Here is a 989-nt window from a genome sequence, read left to right on the forward strand (position 1 = left end):
GTGGGGCCGATGCGGGCTGCTGCGGTGTTTGCGGAGGAGTTGAGGGGTGCCGGGGTGTTGTCCCGGGTGGCTTCGTTGCGGGTGGATCTGTATGGGTCGTTGGCTGCGACGGGGCATGGGCACGGGACGATGACGGCCATCTTGCTGGGTTTGGAGGGGTTCCATCCGGAGCGGATCTTGCCGGCTGAGGTGGAGGAGCGGCTGGCCGCGATCGCTGAGACCGGGACGCTGCACCTGGCCGGGTCTGTGCCGCTGCCGTACGGGGTGAAGGACATGGTGTTGCGGCCGTTGACGGTGTTGCCGCGGCATACGAACGGGATGACGTTCACCGTGACGGACGCGGACGGGGCGGTGTTGCACGCGGCGACGTTCTTCTCCGTGGGCGGCGGGTTCATTGTCCGTGAGGGCGAGGAGGACGCGGCGCAGCAGGAGTTGGATGAGTCGAAGAAGGAGCTGCCGCTGCCGTTCCGGACCGCCGCGGAACTCCTGAAGCACTGCGTGGACACCGGGTTGGGGATCAGTGATGTCATGCTGGTCAACGAAAAGTCCTCCCGGACCGAGGAGGAGATCCGGGCGGGGCTGCTGGATATCTGGTCCGTGATGGAGGCGTGCGTGGCGACCTCGCTGAAGCGTGAGGGGGTGCTGCCGGGCGGGTTGAAGGTCCGCCGCCGCGCCCCGGACTGGTTCGACCGGTTGAAGAAGGAATGCGCCCGCCCCGGCGTGGACAGCCAGGACCTGGACTTCACGGACCAGGATTTCCATGACCCGAGGTACTGGCAGGAGTGGGTGAACCTGGTGGCCCTGGCCGTGAACGAGGAGAACGCCTCCGGCGGGCGTGTGGTCACCGCCCCCACCAACGGGGCGGCCGGGATCATTCCCGCGGTCCTGTACTACGCGCTGCATTTCGCCCCGGGCATGGACCAGGCCACGCAGGAGGACCGCGACGGCGTGGTGGCCAGGTTCCTGCTCGCCGCCGGTGCCGTGGGGGT

At 68.1% G+C, this 989-nt stretch carries 1 protein-coding gene; it reads left to right on the forward strand.

Annotation, left to right across the window (positions count from 1 at the left end):
- Positions 1-989: serine dehydratase beta chain (locus AC1DBN_RS21360; RefSeq protein ID WP_477724184.1), on the forward strand; the 989-nt coding region annotated here is incomplete at both ends.

The sequence above is a fragment of the Pseudarthrobacter sp. 10T415 genome (assembly GCF_056394175.1).